Source organism: Amycolatopsis sp. NBC_00348, from assembly GCF_036114655.1.
GTDB lineage: Bacteria > Actinomycetota > Actinomycetes > Mycobacteriales > Pseudonocardiaceae > Amycolatopsis.
In genome coordinates this window covers 2,211,533-2,232,525 of sequence record NZ_CP107994.1, presented here as the reverse complement: position 1 = coordinate 2,232,525, position 20,993 = coordinate 2,211,533, and the positions used below count along the sequence as shown (strand labels likewise).

Annotated in this window: 18 protein-coding genes and 1 pseudogene; 11 read left to right on the top strand and 8 right to left on the bottom strand. The window is 70.2% G+C overall.

Features of this window, described 5'->3' with window-relative positions; all coding sequences use genetic code 11:
* Positions 1–44 precede the first annotated feature (44 nt).
* Complete coding sequence (locus OHS58_RS10060; protein WP_442875527.1) at positions 45–1,367, bottom strand: enolase C-terminal domain-like protein; 1,323 nt, start codon at positions 1,365–1,367, stop codon at positions 45–47.
* Positions 1,368–1,552: 185 nt separating this feature from the next.
* On the opposite strand from OHS58_RS10060, the gene OHS58_RS10055 reads away from it, so the two are divergent.
* Genes OHS58_RS10055 through OHS58_RS10045 form a run of 3 tightly spaced genes read left to right on the top strand, consistent with a single transcriptional unit; the run spans position 1,553 to position 4,383 of the window.
* Positions 1,553–2,650, top strand: a complete 1,098-nt coding sequence (locus OHS58_RS10055; protein ID WP_328648024.1) for a substrate-binding domain-containing protein — start codon at positions 1,553–1,555, stop codon at positions 2,648–2,650.
* Positions 2,651–2,662: 12 nt separating this feature from the next.
* Entirely contained in the window at positions 2,663–3,631 is a 969-nt protein-coding gene (locus OHS58_RS10050; protein WP_328648023.1) for an ABC transporter permease, read from the top strand.
* On the top strand, positions 3,628–4,383 hold the full coding sequence (locus OHS58_RS10045; protein WP_326950075.1) for an ATP-binding cassette domain-containing protein: 756 nt from the start codon (positions 3,628–3,630) through the stop codon (positions 4,381–4,383). The genes OHS58_RS10050 and OHS58_RS10045 overlap by 4 nt, the downstream gene beginning before the upstream one ends.
* Positions 4,384–4,390: 7 nt before the next feature.
* On the opposite strand, the gene OHS58_RS10040 is transcribed toward OHS58_RS10045, so the two are convergent.
* Both OHS58_RS10040 and OHS58_RS10035 read right to left on the bottom strand, forming a co-directional pair.
* Positions 4,391–4,711: a hypothetical protein gene (locus OHS58_RS10040; RefSeq protein WP_328648022.1), complete on the bottom strand. Its 321-nt coding sequence runs from the start codon at positions 4,709–4,711 to the stop codon at positions 4,391–4,393.
* A 422-nt stretch (positions 4,712–5,133) separates the two neighbouring features.
* Positions 5,134–5,934 carry a helix-turn-helix transcriptional regulator gene (locus OHS58_RS10035; RefSeq protein WP_326950077.1) on the bottom strand — a complete coding sequence of 267 codons (801 nt, stop codon included), beginning with the start codon at positions 5,932–5,934 and terminating at the stop codon, positions 5,134–5,136.
* 207 nt (positions 5,935–6,141) lie between these two features.
* Between OHS58_RS10035 and OHS58_RS10030 the strand changes: the two genes are divergently transcribed.
* From OHS58_RS10030 to OHS58_RS10015, 4 genes are all read left to right on the top strand, one after another.
* Complete coding sequence (locus tag OHS58_RS10030) at positions 6,142–7,020, top strand: NmrA/HSCARG family protein (RefSeq protein ID WP_328648021.1); 879 nt, start codon at positions 6,142–6,144, stop codon at positions 7,018–7,020.
* A gap of 96 nt (positions 7,021–7,116) precedes the next feature.
* The gene (locus OHS58_RS10025) at positions 7,117–8,016 is read left to right on the top strand and encodes an NADP-dependent oxidoreductase (RefSeq protein ID WP_326952938.1); all 900 of its coding nucleotides are present in this window, start codon (positions 7,117–7,119) and stop codon (positions 8,014–8,016) included.
* Between the two features lie 293 nt (positions 8,017–8,309).
* Positions 8,310–8,594, top strand: coding sequence for a hypothetical protein (locus OHS58_RS10020; RefSeq protein WP_328648020.1), 285 nt, complete (start codon positions 8,310–8,312; stop codon positions 8,592–8,594).
* Positions 8,595–9,205: 611 nt separating this feature from the next.
* Positions 9,206–11,536, top strand: a complete 2,331-nt coding sequence (locus OHS58_RS10015) for a beta-L-arabinofuranosidase domain-containing protein (RefSeq protein ID WP_328648019.1) — start codon at positions 9,206–9,208, stop codon at positions 11,534–11,536.
* 481 nt (positions 11,537–12,017) lie between these two features.
* On the opposite strand, the pseudogene OHS58_RS48720 reads toward OHS58_RS10015, so the two are convergent.
* From OHS58_RS48720 to OHS58_RS09995, 4 genes and pseudogenes are all read right to left on the bottom strand, one after another.
* Positions 12,018–12,434: pseudogene (locus OHS58_RS48720) on the bottom strand (protein kinase domain-containing protein); the annotation flags it as partial.
* 96 nt (positions 12,435–12,530) lie between these two features.
* Entirely contained in the window at positions 12,531–13,442 is a 912-nt protein-coding gene (locus tag OHS58_RS10005; protein ID WP_328648017.1) for a TIGR01777 family oxidoreductase, read from the bottom strand.
* A 32-nt stretch (positions 13,443–13,474) separates the two neighbouring features.
* Positions 13,475–14,122 carry a DUF998 domain-containing protein gene (locus OHS58_RS10000; protein ID WP_328648016.1) on the bottom strand — a complete coding sequence of 216 codons (648 nt, stop codon included), beginning with the start codon at positions 14,120–14,122 and terminating at the stop codon, positions 13,475–13,477.
* Between the two features lie 68 nt (positions 14,123–14,190).
* Positions 14,191–15,270: a medium chain dehydrogenase/reductase family protein gene (locus OHS58_RS09995; RefSeq protein WP_328648015.1), complete on the bottom strand. Its 1,080-nt coding sequence runs from the start codon at positions 15,268–15,270 to the stop codon at positions 14,191–14,193.
* A gap of 109 nt (positions 15,271–15,379) precedes the next feature.
* Here OHS58_RS09995 and OHS58_RS09990 point away from each other — a divergent pair, with 109 nt between their 5' ends.
* The 4 genes from OHS58_RS09990 to OHS58_RS09975 all read left to right on the top strand — a co-directional run bounded on the left by OHS58_RS09990 (position 15,380) and on the right by OHS58_RS09975 (position 20,150).
* Complete coding sequence (locus OHS58_RS09990) at positions 15,380–16,075, top strand: TetR/AcrR family transcriptional regulator (protein ID WP_328648014.1); 696 nt, start codon at positions 15,380–15,382, stop codon at positions 16,073–16,075.
* A 58-nt stretch (positions 16,076–16,133) separates the two neighbouring features.
* Positions 16,134–16,835: a TetR/AcrR family transcriptional regulator gene (locus OHS58_RS09985; RefSeq protein WP_328648013.1), complete on the top strand. Its 702-nt coding sequence runs from the start codon at positions 16,134–16,136 to the stop codon at positions 16,833–16,835.
* A 1,179-nt stretch (positions 16,836–18,014) separates the two neighbouring features.
* Complete coding sequence (locus tag OHS58_RS09980; protein WP_328648012.1) at positions 18,015–19,268, top strand: sigma-70 family RNA polymerase sigma factor; 1,254 nt, start codon at positions 18,015–18,017, stop codon at positions 19,266–19,268.
* Between the two features lie 702 nt (positions 19,269–19,970).
* Positions 19,971–20,150, top strand: coding sequence for a hypothetical protein (locus OHS58_RS09975; RefSeq protein WP_328648011.1), 180 nt, complete (start codon positions 19,971–19,973; stop codon positions 20,148–20,150).
* Between the two features lie 198 nt (positions 20,151–20,348).
* On the opposite strand, the gene OHS58_RS09970 is transcribed toward OHS58_RS09975, so the two are convergent.
* Entirely contained in the window at positions 20,349–20,717 is a 369-nt protein-coding gene (locus tag OHS58_RS09970) for a hypothetical protein (protein ID WP_328648010.1), read from the bottom strand.
* Positions 20,718–20,993: the final 276 nt, after the last annotated feature.

Here is a 20,993-nt window from a genome sequence, read left to right as displayed (position 1 = left end):
CCTCTCCTCATTGACAGGCTGCGGAAGGACTCTCGGGCCGGTGGTCACGCGACCACCACCGCTCCCGCGCGCCAGACCGGACCGTCGGGGTACCGGTAGCGCGCCAGGGACTCGGGGTGCAGGCGGGCGCCGAGGCCCGGCCGGGACGGCGCCAGGTACCTCCCCCGCTCGACGCGTGCCGGGTCGACGAAGTGCTCGTGCAGGTGGTCCACGTATTCGATGACCCGGTCGGCCCGGGTCCCGCTCACCGCGACGAAGTCGAACATCGCCAGGTGCTGCACCATCTCGCAGAGCCCGACCCCACCGGCGTGCGGGCACACCGGCACGCCGAACTTCGCGGCCAGCAAGAGGATCGCGATGTTCTCGGTGACGCCGGCGACCCGGCTCGCGTCGAGCTGGAGGATGTCGATCGCCTCCGCCTGCAGCAGCTGCTTGAACATCACCGCGTTGTGCGTGTGCTCGCCGGTGGCGACCTTGATCGGCGCCACGGCACGGCGGATCGCGGCGTGGCCGAGCACGTCGTCGGGCGAGGTCGGTTCTTCGATCCAGTACGGGTCGAACTCCGCCAGCGGCCGCATCCACGCGATGGCCTGCTCGACGCCCCACGCCTGGTTGGCGTCGATCGCGATCCGCACGTCCGGGCCGACGGTCTCGCGCGCAAGCCGCAGCCGCCGGACGTCCTCGTCGAGATCGGCCCCGACCTTGAGCTTGATCTGGGTGAACCCGTCCGCGACCGCCGCCGATGCGAGCGCAGCCAGCTTCTCCGGCGAGTAACCGAGCCAGCCGGGAGTCGTGGTGTAGGCCGGATAGCCCGACGCGAGCAGGTCCGCCTGGCGAGCCGCCCGGCCCGGTTCGGCGCGCCGGAGGATGTCCAGCGCTTCGTCGCGGGTAAGCGCTTCCTTCAGGTACCGGAAGTCGACCAGGTCGACCAGCTCGGCCGGCGGCAGCTCGGCGAGCAGCCGCCAGACCGGCTTGCCTTCCCTGCGGGCCCGCAGATCCCACACGGCGTTGACGATCGCGGCCGCCGCCATGTGGATCGCGCCCTTGTCAGGACCCAGCCACCGGAGCTGGCTGTCGCCGGTCAGCCGGCGCGAGAAGCCGCCGAGATCGGCGAGGACCTCGTCCACCGGCATGCCCGCGACCAGGGGCACCAGCGCCCGGACGGCGGCGACCTGCACGTCGTTGCCGCGCCCGACGGTGAACGCGAGGCCGTACCCCTCCGCCCCCGCGCTCGTGCGGATGGTGACGTACGCGGCGGAGTAGTCGGGTTCCGGGTTCATCGCGTCCGAACCGTCCAGGTCCAGCGACGTCGGAAAGCGGACGTCGAGCGCCTCGATCGCGCTGATCACTTCGGGCAAGTCCGCCACCTCTCACCAAGCGAACGATGAGACAACATACGTATGGCTACGCTTTTGCCGCCGAAAAGTCCAGAAGCGGGGTCAGATCCGCGAGAACCTAGTCGAGACATCATACGTCTGCTACCGTCGTTGATGCCGCACCACGAGAGACCCGTCGTACGAAGCACTGCCGCTGCGATGAATGCGGGGTCACGATGAGAGCTGGAACCGGCACCACTTCCCGGAGGACCGCGCTCAGGTACCTGGGCGCGGGCGGCGCGACGATCACCGCGAGCACGCTGCTCGCGGCGTGCACCGGCGTCCAGGAAGCCCAGAACGGCGGTCACGCCGGCCCCTTCCCGGGCACGCCGGGCTGGCGGTTCGTGTTCGTCAACCACGTCACCACGAACTCGTTCTTCGTGCCGACGCGGACCGGGCTCGCCGACGCCGCGGCCCTGCTCGGGGTCCCCGAGCCACAGTGGACCGGCTCCGAAAACGGCAACGTCGCCCAGATGGCGAGCGCCATGGAGACCGCGATCACCGGCAAGGCCGACGGGATCGCGGTCGCGCTGACCGACGACAACGCGTTCGTCGACCTCACCAAGCGGGCACTGGGCCAGGGCATTCCCGTGCTCGCGTACAACGCCGACGCCGCCGGCAACTACCCGCTCACCTACGTCGGCCAGGACCTGTACCTGTCCGGTTTCCGGATGGGACAGCGCATCGGGCAGAAGGTCACCTCCGGCGACATCCTGGTCGGCATCTCCCAGCCGGGCGGCAACAACGTCCAGCCGCGGCTCGACGGCATCACGGACGCGCTCAAGCAGGCCGCGCCGGGCGTGCGCGTCCGGTCGGTCAACACCGGCGCCGAGCAGGCGGGCGAGCTCAACGCGATGACCGCCGCGTACACCGGGAACACCGGGGTCAAAGGGATCTACGCGGTCGACGCCGGCAGCACCGCCGCGTGCGCGAAGCTGATCGCCGACCGCGGCCTGTCCGGCAAGATCGGCGGCGGCGGGTTCGACCTGCTCGACGACACGGTCACCGGGGTGAAAAGCGGCGCGCTCGACTTCACCATCGACCAGTCCCCGTACCTGCAAGGGTTCCTGTCGGTGCTCTACCTCTACCTGTTCCGGCTGTCCGGCACGCTGGTCGCGCCGCCGGTCACCGACACCGGCCTCACGTTCGTCACGAAGGAGAACGTCGGCCCGTACGCGACGGCTCGCAGCAGGTTCGAAGGCGGCGACAACAAGGACGTGATCGCCATGCCGGGTTCGATCCCGCTGCCGCCGGCGTCGGTGCCGAGCCGGTAGCGGGCGATACCGGTGAGGTCATTGCTGCTCGGTGTGATGCGGGTCAAGGAGCTGAGCATCCTGCTGGTCACGATCGCCGCGGGGATCTACTTCACGGCGACCAGCGACGCGTTCAACTCCCTGGACAACTACCAGACGATCGCGCAGTACGTCGCGCCGTGGTCGATCATCGCCGCGGGGCAGGTGATGCTGCTGATCTGCGGGGAGATCGACCTGTCCGCGGGCTTCGTGTTCACCCTCTCCCCGTTCCTGCTGACGCTGTTCTCCGTCAACGGCTGGCCGCTGTGGCTCGCGCTGCTCGGCGCGATCGTGGTGAGCGCGCTGATCGGCGTGGTGAACGGGCTGATCCGGACGGTGCTGACGATCCCCTCGTTCATCACCACCCTCGGCATGGCGTTCCTGTTGCAGGGCCTGGTTCTCATCATCTCGAACGCCCGCCCGGTCGGTGCGCCGAAGGACGGCTGGGTGGTCGAGGTGTTCGGCGGGGCGCGCTGGAGCGAGTTCCTGTGGGCCGTCGGTGTGGTCGTCCTCATGCAGGTGGTGCTCTCGGCGACCCGGTTCGGCATCCACACCCAGGCCACCGGCGGGAACCCGGTCGGTGCCGCGGAGTCCGGCATCGCGGTCAACCGGGTGAAGGTGGTCAACTTCGCGGTCACCAGCACCCTGGCCGGGCTCGCCGGCATCCTGCAGGGCACCCGGGTCGGCTCGTACGACCCGACGAACGGCGGGTTCACCACGATGTTCTTCGCGGTGGCGGCGGCCGTGATCGGCGGCACGGCGCTGCTCGGCGGGTCCGGCACGGCGGTCGGCGCGTTCCTCGGCGCGCTGCTGCTCGGCATCGTGTTCGACGGGTTCAACCTCACCGGCGTCAGCGCGAACGCGTTCAACCTGGTGCTCGGCGCCGCCATCCTCGGTGCCATGGTGCTGAACGTGACGCTGATCGTCGCCCGCAACCGCGTCGGATCCCGGGAGCTGACATGACCGGCGAGGTCATCCGGATCGAGGGCGTCAGCAAGAGGTTCGGCCCGGTCGACGCGCTCACCGACGTCACCCTGCGCGTGCGGCGGGGCGAGATCCTCGGGCTCATCGGGGACAACGGTGCCGGCAAGTCGACGCTGATCAAGATCCTCACCGGTTACCACCAGCCGGACGGCGGGCGGATCCTGTTCGAGGACGAACCGATCACGCTGAAGTCGGTGGTGCACGCGAGGTCCCTGGGCATCGAGACGGTGTTCCAGGACCTGGCGATGGTCAACGACCTGCCCGTCTACCTGAACCTGCACCTGAACCGCGAACTGACGCACCGTCCGCTGCCGTTCCTGCGCCGCCGCGAGATGAAGCGCCGCGCCCGGGAGACCCTGGATTCGATCGGCATCAACATCCCGTCGGTGACCGCCGAAGTCGGCATGCTGTCCGGTGGCCAGCGGCAGGCAATCGCGGTGGCCCGGTCGGTGTACTCGAACGCGAAGCTGCTGCTGCTCGACGAGCCGCTCGCCGCGATGGGGGCCAAGGAGAGCGCGGTGATCCTGCGCCTGCTGCGGGAACTGAAGCAGCGGGGCGACATCGCGATCATCCTCATCGCCCACAACTACGGGCAGGTGATGGACGTCTGCGACCGGGTGAACCTGTTGCAGCACGGGGAAATCACCTTCGACCGGCGGTCCGCGGACACCTCGGTGGCCGAGCTCCTCGAGCTGGTGAACGCGGAGTACCGCCTCGACGGCGAGTCCTAGTTCCCGGTCACGGCAGCGGGTAGCGCACGCCGGTGAGCTGTTCGCACCGCTCCCACAGCGTCGCGCCCGCCACCTCGTCGCGGGCCGCGGCGAACACCTCGACCTGTTCCGGCCGGCCCTTGACGCCGTGCACTCCGGCGGGCCCGTACAGGTGGCCACCTCGCGCCTCGGGATCGACCGCGGCCCGCAGGGTGGGCAACGCGCCCTCGGCCGCGGTGTTGACGAGCGGCGCCGGCACCCACCGCAGGGGTGGCGCGGACAGCACCCGCATGAGACCCCCGCTGTCGCGGCCGAATTCGGTGGCCGCGGCACCGGCGTGCGCGGCCACCGCGATCGCGAGTGCTCCCGCGGCCGCCGCCGCTGGAGTTCGACCGTGAAAGCTTCGTCTGCGGGTAGGCGCGCCAGCGGCGGTAGCGCCGGTTCGCGAAGGCGAGGTCGTCGAGGTGCAGCCGCCCCATCTCGTGGCCACCGCTGGTCACCGTGACGATCCGCCCGGCCGGCGACTTCCCGCCCGCCGCACCGGTCCCCGGACGGGGAGACGCCCCGCCTGCACGTCACCCCCGTCCAAGACGTCGAACTCCTCGTGGCGGCCTCGGCGAGCGGCTCGTTCGCCGGACGCACGTCCGTGCAGGTCAACGAGCCTGGCGGGGCGAGCGCGCGTCGTGCACAGCGCGCGGGACCGGCTGACCGCATTGCGCGTCGAGGGCGCTCCGCCCGAGATCCGCCGGGTGCTGGTGCCAGGAACTGCGGCTACCCCGCCAACCTCTCCCCCGTGGGAGCTGCGGAGGACCGAGCCGATGAGCGATAGCCCCCGGGTGTCTGACCGACCAGCTCGGTGAAGGCGTCGATGAAGCTGCTGGGGTTCGACCAGCCCAGCCGGATCGCCGTGGCGGTGACCGAGGCGCCGTCGCTGAGCTCGACCAGCGCCCGTTGGATGCGCAGCAGGGTGCGCCACTGGTGGAAGCTCATCGACAGCTCGCTGCCGAACAGCCGGCTCAGGGTGCGTTCGCCGGCGCCGGTGCGGCGGCCCAGCTCGGCCAGGGTCGCCGGGCTTGCCGGGTCCACGTGGAGCAGGTCGGTGACCGCCTTGAGGCGCCGGTCGCTCGGCTCCGGGAGGCGCAGCGGCTCCTGTGCGGCGCGGGCGAGCTCGGCGAGTACGACGTCGATCAGCAGCCGCGCACGGGGGCTCTCCAGCGGCTCGCCCTCGCTCATCAGCGCCAGATAGGCCTCGCGCAGCAACGCGCTCGCCACGAAGACCGACGGCTCGGCCGGCAGCTGTCCGGTCAGCGTCACGGGCAGCGACAGCACCCGGATCTCCGTCTCGCCGTACGCCTTGCTGCTGTGCACCGCGAAGGGCGGCACCCACATGATCCGGCTGGCCGGCGCCACCCAGGTGCCCACCTGGGTGGCTGTGACCAGGGCCCCACGCGCGGCGTAGCGGAGCTGGCCGTGGTCGTGGAAGTGCGCGGTCACCTCGGAGCCATGGGCCAGCGGCGCCGACAACGGCGCATCGTCGGTGCAGAAGCTCGGCTCGCCGCTGGGGTCGGACACGCGATCGACGCTACCCGACACTGGCGGGTTATCGGGAGAACCTGGCGCGATACCGGTGGTAAGCCTGGGGTCGCAGACGCATCGTGGAGACATGGCACAACAGATCAAGCTCGAGGACGCCGCGCCCGCGTCGTCCTCCCCCGACCGCCGAGGTCAACACCGGACTCGTGCTCACTTCGCTCACGCCCTGAGTGAAGGGTGGCAGCGATGAGCGCACAGACGACCGGCACGATCGCGGTCTTCGGCGCGACGGGGCGACAGGGCGGGGCGGTGCTCGACGCGCTGCTGGCCCACAAGGCCCCGGTGCGAGCCCTGGTCCGCAACCCGCAGTCCGACCGGGCTCAGGCGCTGGCCGCCCGCGGCGTCGAGCTGGCGGCCATCCGGACCGACGACCCGGCGTCGTTGGCCGCCGCGCTGACGGCGGTCGAGGGGTTCTCCTTCATGACCCCGGAGGCGAACAGCCTCGAAGAGGTCGAGGCGGAGATCCGCGTCGGCACCGCGCTCGTCGACGCGGCGGTCGAGGCACGCGTCCCGCGTGTCGTGTTCAACTCGGTCTTCGGCGCGGACCGGGAGCGGGGTGTGCCACACCATGACTCGAAGCACTCGATCGAGGAGCACCTGAGGAAGTCCGGCCTCAGGGCCGCGATGGTTCGCCCAACCCCCTTCATGGAGGAAGTGGTACCGAGCCTGGAGCACGGCGAGATCGTGGTGAAGCTGCCGCTGCCGGAGGACGTCGCCCTGAAGATGATCTCGCTCAGGGACGTCGGCCGGGTTGCCGCCGCGCTCCTGCTCGACACCGCGGAGGCACCCGGCGGAGCCGTCGAGCTCGTCGGCGACGAGCTGACGGGCCCTCAGATCGCCGCGGCGTTCGGCGCGCGCGCCGGGCTCCCGGCACGGTACGAGGCCATCCCGTTGAGCGTGCTTCCCAGCGACCTCGACAGGGCGATGTTCCGCCAGTTCGCGAAGGCGGCGGAACACCCGTCGGACCTCGCGGTGGTGCGGGCGATCGAGCCGGCCACCCTCGACCTGGCCGCGTGGATCCGATCCACCGGCTGGACCGCGCCCGCGAACGTGGCGGGTTCCTGAGCCTCCGAGCCGGAACTGGCCGAAGTGCCGGTGCGGCCGCCGCCGGTCCCGGCCAAGTTGATCTTCCACCTAGAGCGACGAGCACTGGAGCAGGACATGAAGGCGATCACCTACACCGAGTTCGGCGGCCCGGAAGTCCTCCGCCTCCAGGAGGTCGACGAGCCGCACGCCGGACCCGGGCAGGTGCGGCTGAAGGTCGTGGCGGCAGGGGTCAACCCGCTCGACTCCAAGATCCGCAACGGGTGGCGGCCGCAGGTGACGCCGCCGTTCCCGGTGATCCCCGGCCTGGAGGCGGCCGGCGTCGTCGACGAGGTCGGCGAAGGCGTGACCGGCGTCGCGGTGGGTGACGAGGTCCTGGGCTGGACCGTCACCGGCGCGTACGCCGAGCACGCGCTGGCCGTCGACTTCGGCCCGAAGCCCGCAGACCTCGGCTGGGACCTCGCCGCGGCAGTGCCCGTCGCCGTCGAGACCTCGGTCCGTGTGCTCGACGCCCTCGGCGTCGGGGAAGGCGACACGCTCCTGCTGCACGGAGCCGCGGGTGTGACCGGCGCCGTCGGTGTTCAGCTCGCGGTCACCCGCGGCGCCACGGTCATCGGCACCGCCTCCCCCGGCAACCACGGCTACCTGCGCTCGCTGGGCGCGATCCCGGTCGCCTATGGCGCCGGCCTCGCCGACCGGGTCCGCGAGGCCGCACCGCAGGGCATCGACGCCGTGTACGACGCCGCGGGGGCAGGCGACCTGGAGGTGTCGATCGACCTGCGCGGCGGCACCGACCGGATCATCACCATCGCCGATACGAAGGCCGCCGAGCTGGGCGTCACCTTCTCCGGCCCCGGCGCCCCGTTCGGTTCCCGCCTCGGCGAGTACGCCCGCCTCACAGCCGACGGCAAGCTCACGGTGCGCGTCGCGCAGAGCCTTCCGCTGGAGGACGCCGCGAAGGCGCAGGAGCTGAGCGCGAGCGGTCACGCCGGCGGGAAGCTCGTCCTGCGGCCGTAGCTCAGCGCCCGGCCGGCCGGGGAGGCACGACGGCAGCGCGTCACGGTCCTGGCGCTACCGTTTCATCGAGGTCACCGAGGCCGTCCCACAGCACCTGCTGCCAGCCGAACGGCCTGCTACCACGCTTGTCACCGAGCGCGGGTGCTGACCGGCAGACCTTCCCGTCGTGTGATCAACGGCGGCAATCCGTCAAGCCGAGCACGTGCACGCCCGAGAGTCGGCGTACCGGCCGCGGTGTCATCGGCCCCGGAGCGGCACCGCGCCGGCCGGGTACGCGAACCGGTGCAGGAAAGGTGCTCGCAGTTTCCGCCGGCTCCCGTTCCGGCAAAAGGAGATCAAGAACGATCTGCGGTGCGCCGTCCAGTCGTTCGGACAGGTTCAACAGTTCTTCCTGCGTGGCTCCGTTCGCAACGGAGATTCTCGAAGCGGGCGGCTTTCGTTTCACCGGAAAGCACTACCGGTCGCGGCTGGACGGGAAGCTGGTCGTCATCGCCGAAACCGACCCGATCAAAGGCCGCCCATCCGACGCGTTCCTCAAGCAGGTCGCCGACGTTGCGGACGTCCTCCCACCGCCGTGACGACGTGGGCTGGTCCTGTGAACGCGGACCAGCCCCGACGGCGTCCGGCCTGGGGGCCTCGCACGAACTCGTAGCGCCTCCCGCGACCCTGCTTATCGTGCCCGGGCGCGCATGCCGCCGATCCTCACACCGTGCCCGCTCCAGCAACTCAGCGTCTACCTTCACATCTTCTGACTGCTCCGCCGAAGCGCTGGCCACTGCGGTCCTCGACAAGGCGGGCAGTCTGCTGCTGGGCGGGAGCGTCCGCACGCTCACCGACGGGCAACCGGCGTCTGCCCCGCGGCACCGGGTGAACCCGCGCCGACGCGCGGCGGGCGGGCGGGCGTCGACCACGAAGCAGCGACGGGGTGAGCTGGATCGACAGCCGGTCCCGCGGACCGTGCACGCCCGCCGGAGCGGAGGCGGGCGTGCGGTGGGCAGCGCCTGCTTCGGCCCGGGTAAGTTTCACCCGCCGCCGCGGACCTGTCCTGCCGTGGTCACCGCGCCTGAACAGCGAACGAGCCGGTAATCGTCGGCCCGCAGGAGCACGAGCGGCCGCGCAGTGTGTGACAGACACGAATGTCAGCGCTAACGTCCGCCTCCGTTCCCATGCCTGCCGAACGGAGAACCCGGTGACCTCATCCTTCACCCGGCGGCGGTTGCTGCAAGCCGCCGGCGCCGGCGCCCTCGTTTCCGCGGCCGGCTCCGCCTTCGGGTGGGCTCCCGCCGCCGCCGGCGCCGCCACCGGTCCGGTCCGATCGGAGGCCGGGGTGTCCGCGTTCCCGTTCGAGCTCGGTCAGGTGCGGCTGACCGCGAGCCGGTGGCTGGACAACCAGAACCGGACGCAGAACTACCTGCGGTTCGTCGATGTCGGCCGGCTGCTCTACAACTTCCGGGCCAACCACCGGCTCTCCACCGGCGGCGCCGCCACCAACGGGGGCTGGGACGCGCCGAACTTCCCGTTCCGCGGCCACGTGCAGGGGCATTTCCTCACGGCGTGGGCGCAGCTGTGGGCGGTCACCGGGGACACGACGTGCCGGGACAAGGCCACCTCCATGGTCGCCGAACTGGCCAAGTGCCAGGCCAACAACGGCGCCGCCGGGTTCACCGCCGGGTACCTGTCCGGCTTCCCCGAGTCGGACTTCGACAACCTCGAGGCCGGGCGCCTGTCGAACGGCAACGTGCCGTACTACTGCATCCACAAGACGATGGCGGGCCTGCTCGACGTCTGGCGGTACGTCGACAGCACCCAAGCCCGTGACGTGCTGCTGAGCCTGGCGGCGTGGGTCGACCGGCGTACCGGCCGGCTCAGCTACGCGCAGCAGCAATCCGTGCTGGGCACCGAGTTCGGCGGCATGAACGCGGTGCTGACCGACCTCTACCAGTACACCGGCGACGCACGATGGCTGACCGTCGCGCAGCGGTTCGACCACGCCGCCGTGTTCGACCCGCTGGCGGCGAACCGGGATCAGCTCAGCGGCCTGCACGCCAACACCCAGATTCCCAAGTGGATCGGCGCGGCGCGGGAGTACAAGGCCACGGGCACCACGCGCTACCGCGACATCGCCACCAACGCGTGGAACATCACCGTCGGCGCGCACACCTACGCCATCGGCGGCAACAGCCAGGCCGAGCACTTCCGCGCGCCCAACGCCATCGCCGGGTACCTCAACCAGGACACGTGCGAGAGCTGCAACACCTACAACATGCTCAAGCTGACCCGGGAACTGATCGCGCTCTACCCGGATCGCGCCGACCTGGCCGACTACTACGAGCGGGCACTGCTCAACCAGATGATCGGCCAGCAGAACCCGGCCGACAGCCACGGCCACGTCACCTACTTCAGCTCCCTCAACCCGGGCGGCCGGCGCGGTCTCGGCCCGGCGTGGGGCGGCGGCACGTGGAGCACCGACTACAACTCGTTCTGGTGCTGCCAGGGCAGCGGGCTGGAAACCCAGACGAAGCTGGCGGACTCGATCTACTTCTACAGCGACACGACGTTGATCGTGAACCTGTTCCTGCCTTCGGTGCTCACCTGGACCCAGCGCGGCATCACCGTCACGCAGACGACGTCGTACCCGGCCAGTGACATCACCACGCTGACGGTCGGCGGGAGCGTGAGTGGCACCTGGGCCATGCGCATCCGCATTCCGGCCTGGGCCACCGGAGCGACCATCTCCGTCAACGGCGTCGCGCAGAACGTGACCGCCACGCCCGGCAGTTACGCGACGTTGTCGCGGTCGTGGGCCTCGGGGGACACGGTCACCGTCCGGCTGCCCATGAAGGTCGTCCTGAAGGCGGCCGACGACAACGCGAACGTCGCCGCGGTGACCTACGGCCCGGTGGTCCTCGCCGGCAACTACGGCAGCAGCACGCTCGGCGCGTTGCCGTCCCTCGACCCGAACTCGGTCACGCGGACGAGCACCACCGCGCTCGCTTTCAGCGCGAAGGCCAACGGCTCGTCGGTCAACCTGGTGCCGTTCCACGACGCGCAGGGCTTCAACTACACGGTCTACTGGAACACCGGGGGCGGCTCCGGCGGGACGACGAGCCGGCTGGTCAACGTGGGCAGCGGGCTGGTGCTGGGCATCGAGAACATGTCCACCGCGGACGGCGGCCGCGCGCTGCAGTGGTCGGACAGCGGCACAGCGGACCACAACTGGGACGTCATCACGGACGGGACAACCGTCCGGTTCCGCAACGCCAACAGCGGCAAGGTGCTCGGCGTCCTGGACATGTCGACGGCGGACAACGCCCGCGTCCTGCAGTGGTCGGACAACGGCACGGCCGACCACCGCTGGACCGTCCTCGACCAGGGCGACGGGACGGCGAAGATCCGCAACGTCAACAGCGGCAAGCTGCTGACCATCGAGAACAACTCGACGGCCACCGGCGCGTTCGCCGTCCAAGGCCCCGACAACGGCGCGGCCGCCACCCGCTGGCGAATCGTGCGCAACGGCTGAAGCCGCGCAGGCGGCGAAGCGCCGATCCCGGCCGGACGGCCCGCACCGCGCGTCCATCGCCACCGACCCGCAAACCGCGCGGCGAAAGGGAATGAGTGGGTCGGATTGCGCGCGTGCTGCGCGGAGCCACACCGCACGGCAGTGGTCGTCAGTTCGCCGAAAGGAACAGGCGCAGACGGTCGACCCGGCCTTCGCGGTGCGACATCAACCAAACCACGGTCGGCGGGCAGTGCCGCGGATGCCGATGGGCCTCTACAGCTCGCAGTCTCCGGTCGCCGACGCCCGCCGCCACGGCGTCCACATCCGCGAACCGGACATCAACGCCAGCCTCGCCCACGCCACCCTCGAACCCGGCCCCGCCGGCACCGGCGGCGTCGCGCTGTGCCTCGGACTCGCGAACGGCCACCGGGACGTCCTCGCGGTGGATCGCCGGCACCGGCTCGCGCAGCACCCACAGCACCCGCTCGCCCTGCCGCTCCCCCAGCTTGCCCGGGTGCGGCGAACCGCCCGTCAGCGCGAAGTGCACCACCGCGCCCAGGCCGTACATGTCGTTCGCCTCGTCGAACACCTCGGTGCGCGCCGCCTCGGGCGCGCGGAACTCGATGGCGTGCAACGGATCACGGGGGAACGTGTGCCGCAGCACCAGGCCGCCGTCGACCAGGACCGGCTCGCCCGAGGCGCGGAACAGCACGTTGTGCGGGCTCACACCGCCGTGGACGACGCCCGCCTTGTGCATGCCGGCCAGCGCCGTCGCCAGCGTCCGGCCCAGGACGACCGCGTCCGCCGCGGACAGCGGACCGCCGCGGGTGACCAGCTCGGCCAGCGACTGCGGGCACTGCTCACGCCGCAGCACCTGGCTGCCGTCCGAGCGGGTCTCGACCGCGTCGATCGCCAGCACCGACGGGATGTGCCGCACCGCCGCCTGCTCGCGGTCGAACGCCGCCTTCGTGCGCTTGTCGAGAAGGGGTCGATGACGTCTGAAGCGCGGCGGTCGTCATGACTTTTCCTTCGGAGGGTTCAACGCCGCCGTCAACGCCGCGTCCAACTGCGGGTACGCGTAGACGTAACCGCCATCGAGTGCCCGGCGGGGAACGGCGCGCTGGCCCGTGGTCACCATGTCCGCCATCTCGCCGAGCGCCATCCTGAGCGCGAATCCGGGCATCGGCACCACGGCGGGCCGGTGCAGTGCCCGTCCCAGCGCCTTCGAGAACTCCCGCTGGGTGACCGGTTCGGGTGCCGTGCCGTTGTAGGCGCCGCTCCACGACGCGTCGTCGATCGCCTTGATGTACAACCCCACGATGTCGTCGAGGTGGATCCACGGCACAGCGAACGCACCTCCCGCGATCGGCCCACCCAAACCGGCGCGGTAGGTCGCGAGCAGTGACTTCAGGGTCCCGCCCGAGGCGTCGAGGACGACACCGGTGCGCATCCTCACCACGCGGACACCGAACTCGGCCGCCTTGGCCGCTTCGCGCTCCCACTCGAGGGAAACCTTCGAGAGGAACGTCTCCCCCGCCGGCGCCTCCTCGGTGACCTCCTCATCGCCGCGCGGACCGTAGTAGGCGACGCCCGAGCTGGAGACGAGGACCCGGGGCCGTTCCGATTCGGGAGTGGCCCGCAGGCCTTCGACCAGGTTGCGGGTGCCGGACACGCGCGAGCGCCGGACACGGTCCTTGACCTCGTCGGTCAGGCGCTGGCCGAGGGGTTCGCCCGCCAGGTGGACGACGGCGTCCCGGCCGGCGAGCGCCTCGATCGGGGCGGGTCCGGAAAGCGGATCCCACTGTGACACGGACGGGACGGTGCTCGCGGAACGGGAAAGCGTCGTCACGTCGTCGCCGCGCGCTCGCAGGCGCGCGACGAGCCGGCCGCCGATGAGACCGGACGCGCCGGACACGATGATCTTCATGGTACTGGATTCCTTGCGGGTGAAGGGAAAGGTCAGCTGTCAGCACGCGATGGCCGGGAGAGCAGGGCGCGAAACGGTTGGGTGACGTGCAGGAGAAACCCGCCGACCAGGAGCTGCCACAGCACGAAGGCGTACACGGCGGTCCGTTCCGGGATGCCTGGTGGAACCACACCGAACGTCGCCAACCACGTCAAGGCGGCAACGATGCCCGCGGCACCCAGCACGACGCCCGCCACGCCGACGGCCCTGGGGATCCTCAGCTGGCGCCGTTGACGGCTGAGGACGATCGCCAGCACGTTGCCGCCGAGGATCGCCATCGTCGCGCCCGCGTAGTGCAGCCACAACGTGCCCTGCGCCACCGCATCGGGGGAACTGTGCGTGGCTCCGGTCAGCACGAAGCCCGCGGTGGTCGCCGCGCCGATGCCGAGCACCACCGCTCGCGTCCGGCCCCGAACCACCCGGCCGACCAGCAGCACGGCACAGGCCAGCAGCAGTCCCTGGGCGACGAACCCCCAGTTCATCAGTGCGTGCAACGGAGAACAGACTGTCCGCCCGTCGTACAGAGCACATTGCGGGTTTCCCAAGTCGCTGATGTAGTTCGCGCTGTAGCTGTAGACCGGTGTTGACCAGGCGCGAGCGGTGACGGTCTCGCTGATCGCGTACACCAGCGCACTGAGCACGAGCGTGACGGCAACCCCCGCCGGCGCCGCTGACGTTCTGGTCCGCTGCCGCGTGACTACGGGCTCTTTCACGGCACGAGGACGATCTTGCCGAGGGTGGTCCGGCCGGAGGACTCGGAGAGTTCCATGGCCGTCGCCACTTCGGTGAGCGGATAGCGGGCGGCGATCTTCGCGGTGAGCACCCCGTCGCGCAGAAGCCCGAAGACGTGGGTGAGATCGGTGCGGATCCGGATCCGGATGCGGAACGCCTCGCGCTTCGCCGAGTCCGGCTTGCCCGCGCCCGCCCACACGTCGAAGAAGCTCGCGTGCTTGCGGGTGGGCAAGTAGTTCCAGAACGTCAGTTTCGTCAGCACGTGCAGGAAGCTGAGCACCACGGGAGTACTGTCGTCGAGCTTGCTCGCGATGCTGTAACAGATGAGGGTCCCGGTGCTGTTGAGCAATCGGTAGGAGCGGGAGATGCTCGCCCCGCCGAGGTGGTCGAACACGGCGTCCACACCGTCGGGAACGAGTTCGCGGATCCGGGCGGACACGTCGGGATCCCGGTAGTCGACCGGCTCGACACCCAGTTCACGCAGGGCCTCGTGGTGACGGGGGCTCGCCGTGCCGATCACCCGCGCTCCCGCGTGGCGGGCGAGCTGGGCGAGCAGGGTGCCGACGCCTCCGCCGACGCCCAGCACGAGCACGGTCTGCCCGGCTTTCACCTTCGCGACGTGGTGCAGCATCTGGTAGGCGGTCAGCCCGTTGACCGTCAGTGTCTCCGCCTCGTCGGCGCTCACGCCGTCGGGGACCGGCACCAGGTCGGCGGCGGGCAGCAGGACGGCGGTGGCCCAGGCGCCGGTCTTGGTCAGGGCAGCGAATCGCTTGCCGATCAGGGCGCGGTCCACGTCCGGGCCGACCGCCTCGACGACGCCGACGAGGTCGTACCCGGGCACGAACGGGAATTCCGGCTGGCCGTAGTAGCGGCCGCGGCGCATCGCGCTCTCGGCGAAGGAAACCGCAGTGGATTCGACGCGCATCAGGGCCTGGCCGGCCGCGGGCGCCGGCAGTGAGCGCTGGAGCACCTGGAACCCGGACGGGTCGACCTTGCCCGGCAGCACCACTTCGGTGGTGGTCACGGTGGCCTCGATGGGGATGTTCGTCTCGGTCATGGCTGACTCCTGAAGGTAGTGCGACGCTCAGTTGCTCTGTTAATGGTCGTAACTATGCATTGCTATGTCATACTGCGTCAACCCATAGCATGAGACGAGGTGCTGCACGATGCCCGAGCAGGAGCCGACCCGGCGCGAGCGATACCGGCTCCAGACGGTGGCCGAGATCAAGGCCGCCGCCATGGACCAGCTGCGCGAGGGTGGCGCGGAGGCGGTGTCGCTCAACGCGATCGCGCGCAGCATGGCGATGTCCGCGCCGGCGCTGTACCGCTACTTCGCCGGCCGCGACGAACTCCTGGCCGACCTGGCGGTCGATATCCACCTGGCCCTCGCGGATGCCCTCGAAGCCGCCTCCGCCCGGGAGAGGTGCGCTTCGGCGCGGGTCGGCGCGGTCGCCGACGCCTACCGTGACTGGGCGCTGGCCCAGCCTCACGCCTACCACCTGGCCTATGAGACGACCTACGGCTCGGCCCGCGATCAGGCCGCCGACCGCATCGCGTCAGCCGCGCAACGGTGCATGGACGTGTTCCTGGGCGTCGTGGCCGAAGCCGGGGAGCCACCCGCTTTGCCGCTCCCGGCCGCACTGGACCAGCAGATCCGGCGCTGGAACGGCGGCGACCAGCGCTCCCTCCCGGCCGGCATCCTGCACTTCGGGCTGGTCTGGTGGAGTCGGCTGCACGGCCTGATCAGCCTCGAACTGGGCGGGCACCTGGCCGCCACCGGGATCGACACCGCGTTGCTCTACCGGACCGAGATCGAAGCGATGCTGGGCAGCCTGCGCCACCGGTACGGCGCCACAGCGTGACTACCCATAACAGATTGGACTACCCGTCGACCTAGATACGGTCCGTTACGATGCGATGATGACCAACCAGCCGCCGGCGCTGAACCGGCGTGAACGTCTCCGGGCCCAGACGTTCCAGGAGATCGAGGACTCCTCGTTCGCGATCATCGACGCCGAGGGCGTACACGCGCTGACCATCGCCGCGCTGGCCCGCAGCATGGCGATGTCCGCTCCGGCGGTGTACCGCTACTTCCCCTCACGGGACGCGCTGATCGCGCACCTGGTCACCTTGTCCTACCAGCAGCTCGCCACCGCGATGAGCCAGGCCGCCGAGGGCACCCGGCGAGCACCGCGCACACGAGTACGGCTCCTGATCGCCGCCTACCGCGACTGGGCACTGAGCCACCGACGACGCTACGGAATGCTCTTCGCCGAGCGCACTGACGACGTGCCCGGGAAGACACCCGCACAGACTCCGCTGGACCAGGCGATGGCCCTGCTCGTCGACCTGCTGGTGGCCATCCAGGACACCGCACCGGCCGAAAGCACCACCGGTGACCGCACCCTCGACGGGCAGCTGCGGCAATGGGCGCAGGCGCAGGAGAGGCCGGACACCGCACCCCGCGCCGCGATCGCCGCCATCGTGATCTGGACGCGGATCCACGGGATCGTCAGTCTCGAGCTCACCGGGATCTTCGACAACCGCACCATCGAGGCGCAGCGGTTGATCGACCTGGAGATCGACAACGCCATCCACTTCCTGACGGCCACCATTCCCTGATCCGTGCCGCCGAACCTGTTGCAGACGGAGTTGGTGAAGCGCAAGTTCCGCTCGCGTCCTCGACTTCGGTATACCCGGACAGTGTGTACGCGCCGAGCGAGGCCTGTTCCGTAGAGCACCTACGCCATCGACTGCTGGGCTCGATGCCGCCAGGGCACGCTGACGTGGTCGGCGGCTCTGGTAGCGCTCAGCGCCCGGCGGCGACGCTCCCCTTGTAGCGGGCAGTCGCGCCCGTCGTCGATCGCTGGGGGCCGGTGACCACAGCTCCTTGAGCGGCAACTACGACACGGCAACGGCGGGCGGACCGCCCGCCGTAGCCGTGACTTCGCCGCCGCCGGCCGCTTCCGGCCACGCGCGTTCAGCGGGTGCAGGTGGCGCCGCGGACGGCCTTCGGCAGGCTTTCGTAGACCCCGCGCGCAGTGGCGGCGCGGACGAGAAAGCAGTTGCCGTTCCGCCTGTTGTAGCTGAGCGGCCACGGGGACGAACAGGGCCACGAGTACGGCGGCGAGCGCGAAGCTGATGCCGTCGACGAGCACGACCGTCGGTGCGCCGAGGACAGTGACCAAGACCCCGGCCGCCAGGGCGCCTACGAACAGGCCGGTCTGGCTCACGCTGCCGTGCAGCCCGGCGGCGCGTTCCAGGGGTATCGCCCGAGACCTGCAGTGCCGGGCACCAGGACCTGCCCAGCGCAGTCGGCGAGGCCCCGAACCGCGCCGGCGGCGGCCACCAAACCGGCGAGCGCACCCAAGGGGACAAGGTCGACGGCGTAAAGCGCCGGAATGGCGCATATCGCGACGGCTGCGGCGGCGTTGCCCAGTACGTAGATTCGCCGGGCTCCGAGTTGAGGTGAGCACCAGCCAGGGGATCGCCAACGCCGACATCGACGTGCCCAGCACCGAGATGAGCTGAGCGGCCAACAGGCCGGACAACGGCCGCCGACGTCGCGCCAACGAACACGTGCGCGGTGGTCACCGCACTGCGTCTCTACCCGCCCGGTCACGACGGGCAACGACACGGCGGAAACCGCGCCGGAGTGCTCGGTCACCTGACAAGACACGGGTCAGGGGCCCTCGCCGCGGAAGAAACGGGACTTCCACGGCCGAGACCTTGCGCGGGGGCTCCCGTTGTACGACGATCGCGGATCGTTGTGCACGTGCAAGCGCACGAGCGAGGCTGGGGGTGACCGAGGTGGCACCGGCGACCGCTGGGACGGTGGACGTCCCGAGTGACGCGGTCTTGATCCGGGCGGTGCGCGGCGGGGACAACGCCGCGTACGGCCGGCTCTATGACCGGCACCTGGTCGCGGCCCGCCGGGTGGCGGCCACGATCGCGTCGGGCGAGGCGGAGCGGGACGACCTCGTCGCCGAAGGATTCACCCGCGTGCTGCGGATCCTGCGGTCGGGAGAGGGCCCGGACGAGGAATTCCGGTCGTATCTGCTCACGACCATCCGGAACACGCTGATCAGCTGGCGGCGGCGCGACTCCGTGCTCTCGCTGGTCGCCGAGGTGCCGGACGTTCTGCCGAGCGAAGGCAGTGACGAGCCGGTGGACAGCCGGATGCACGGCACCGTCGCCGCGGGGGCGTTCGCGAGCTTGCCGGAACGGTGGCGGGCGGTGCTGTGGCGAACCGAGATCGAGGGCGAGTCGCTGGCCAAGATCGCCGAAGAATTCGGGATGACGCCCAACGGCGTCGCCGCGCTGGCCTACCGCGCCCGGGAAGGACTGCGGCAGGCGTACCTGGGCCAGCACCTCCCCGAGGTGCGGCGGCGCACCTGCCGGGTCGTCTCCGGCCAGCTCGCCCGCTGGGTGCGCGACGCCGTCGGCGACCGCAAGGCGCACCGGATCACGACCCATCTGGATCGCTGCCCGGACTGCCGGAAGCTGGCCGCCGGCCTCCGGGAGCTCAATCAGGAACTGCCCGTCGCCGTCGCGCCGCTCATCTTGGGTATCCCGGTCGTAACGCACTGGCTGACGGCTTCCGGCTCCGTCGCCTCGTCCGGAGCGGCTGCGAGCACCGGGGCCTCCGCGCTTTCGTGGGCCACGGCGACGAAGATGGCGGCCGCGAGCGCGGCGCTCGTCACGACGGTCGCGATCGGCGCGAGCACGTCCGACATCGCGCCCGCGCCTCCGGCGACTGGTGCCGAAGGCTCGACCTCGCAACCGGTGGGAACGCGGCCCGCGGTGGACGTACCGGCCGGCGGTGAACGGCGGTCCTCGTCGGAGGCGCAGCTCACCTCGGTGCCACCCACGCCGGAGTCGTCGTCCGTGGGCGACGCGGCGGCAGGGCGACAGACCGGGACCACCAGCGCCGGTGGGACAGCCGCGACGGACAAGCAAGCAGCGAAGCGGGCAGCAAAGCAGGCTGCGAAAGAATCAAAGCAGGCTGCGAAAGAATCGAAAAAGGCGGAGAAACCCAAGCAACCTCGGCGGTAGCCACTCCCGAGCAAGGTGCGCCCGGCGCCGGTGAGTTTCGCCAGAGACCTGGGACCGGCTTTGCCGACCTGCGCTCGATGCCCCCGGCGGGCCGGACGCCGCCCCTTGTATCAACCTCGTCCTCGGGTTTCCTGGGCCATCGCCGTGGCCCTGCACCGCATCCTGTCCCCCATCAGTAACCGCCCGCCAAATCCTGCTGGCCTGTGTGGACGGTGAACGGCACACACTGCGCTGGAATTACCGCGCGCGGTGCTGGCCGAACCCAGCCACTCGGCGTTGTTCTTGGGCGCGTCGATTCCGGAAGCCGCTCGTCAAGACGCCGGCGACCGGACGGTCGAGCCCGGCTGGCCGATGAAGCCAGGAAAGGTTCCGCACCCGGCATCGTCCGCGATGCCGTGGCTCTGCCGACCGCCGGCTTGAGAAGACCTGGTCTTCAGCCCCCTACCGTCTCTGACGCGTGCCCCAGGTGCTCTTCGGGTAGTCCCCCTCCATGACCGAAACAGACGACGGACCCATCACCCCCGACGTACCCCGCACTCCCGGCAGCCCTGACGTCGACTTGGACGTCGACGTACCGGGAGCCGAACGCAAAGAGCCCGACTCCCAGGATGTCGAGGAGAGTGCCGGGGAGACGGAACCACCCAGCTGAGCGAACGTTGCCGGCGCAACACCGGTGAGAGCCTCGTGACTCAAGTTTGGTGGTTGCGACGAATGATCGGCGGCCTCCCGCCGCACGCTGTCGGTGTCCTCACCGACAGCGCCGAGCCGGTCCGCCAAGGCGGAGTGGCCGGGTGCCCAGTCCGCGACCGCGCGGTCACCGGCACCTCGGTCGCGCTCGGCGTCAACTCGTCCCTCCCGGTCGCGCTCAGGAGGTGCCTGTGACCAGCGACAGCGTCATGCCCTCTGGTCTTCGGGCGCGCCACTGGCGTGGAGGGGCAGTGTCGACGGGCACGCGCTGCCGGCCGACAGCATGACCCGCGCCACCTCCCGAGACGGTTGACGCGATGCGGCGCACCCGTGGCGGGCCCGCCGGGTCAACCGTCTCGGGAGGTGGGGTGCGGGGTCTCACGCGAGGTGAGATCAGACCACGGTGGCGAGGTAGCGCATGACGCGGGAGGTCCGCGCGGCTTTCATACGAAGGACCACGCCGCCCGAGACCTCAAGGTAAGGGCGAAGGTCACTTTTGTTGACCGGGTCGCCAGGGTTTTCCGACGGCGCAATTTCGGCGAACCACAGCTCAGCGCCGCTGACCTCGTTGTCCTGGAGACACTCGTCGAGTGCCATCCAGTCCACCTCGGGGAAGCGCGTGTGGAAGTCCTCGATCTCACCGTCTTCACTCAGTGCGACGTAGGGCAGGTACATCAGCGTGTCGGTGTTCGCCTCAACGTCTTTACGTGCGTCGTTGAAGTTGGCCGCATTGACACTGACCCACCACTTGTGTTCAGCCACTGGGGGAATCTCCTCGTTGTGCTCATCGGGAATCGTGGACATAGACCTTCGATCAGCCACCAACTCTACGCAACTGATCGACTACCACTTTGCCCCGACCTGATCACCCCCACCCTCGCCGCGATCACGACCGGCCTCATGGCGACCGTGCTGCCGGCCCGCATCAACCCCGCCAATGGCGACACCAGACTCGCCAACGGCGGCCACTCCGAACCCGTCCTGGTCGACGCCTCAGGCGGTCGAACCGGATCACTCGTGCGGGACCTTTCTCCTGGC